This window comes from Facklamia sp. P12945 (genome assembly GCF_050409485.1).
Taxonomy (GTDB): domain Bacteria; phylum Bacillota; class Bacilli; order Lactobacillales; family Aerococcaceae; genus Facklamia.
The window spans coordinates 1-580 of record NZ_JBNUPJ010000061.1 but is presented as its reverse complement, the minus strand read 5'-3'; the positions used below and the strand labels follow the sequence as shown (position 1 = coordinate 580).

The 580-nt window shown below is 42.2% G+C and carries 1 protein-coding gene; it reads left to right on the top strand.

Annotation, left to right across the window (positions count from 1 at the left end):
* Positions 1-299, top strand: a 299-nt coding sequence (locus ACQV2X_RS08775) for a hypothetical protein (RefSeq protein ID WP_428894433.1), incomplete at its 5' end; no start/stop codon positions are given.
* Positions 300-580 lie beyond the last annotated feature (281 nt).

Sequence of the window (580 nt, the reverse complement as noted above, 5' to 3'; positions counted from 1 at the left end):
GGAATGTCAGGTCCATGAATCAAGGCAAATTGGAAGTGGTCCAACAAGAGATGGCAAGAGTGAACGTTGACATTCTAGGGATCAGCAAACTAAAATGGACTGGAATGGGTGAATTTAACTCAGATGACCATTATATCTACTACTGTGGGCAGGAATCCCTTAGAAGAAATGGAGTAGCCATCATGGTCAACAAAAGAGTCCGAAATGCAGTACTTGGATGCAATCTCAAAAACAGCAGAATGATCTCTGTTTGTCTTCCATCCCCCCTCCCCATGGCAAGCCATACAATATCACAGTAATGCAAGTCTATGCCCCAGCCACTAATGCCAAAGGAGCTGACATTAAATGGTTATATGAAGACCTACAAGTCTTCTAGAACTAACACCAAAAAAAAAAAGATGTCCTTTTCATCATAGAGGACTGGAATGCAAAAGCAGGAAGTCAAGAGATACCTGGAATAACAGGCAAGTTTGGCCTTGGAGTACAAAATGAAGCAGGGCAAAGGCTAACAGAGTTTGCCAAGAGAATGTACTGGTCATACCAAACACCCTCTTCCAACATCACAAAAGATGACTCTACA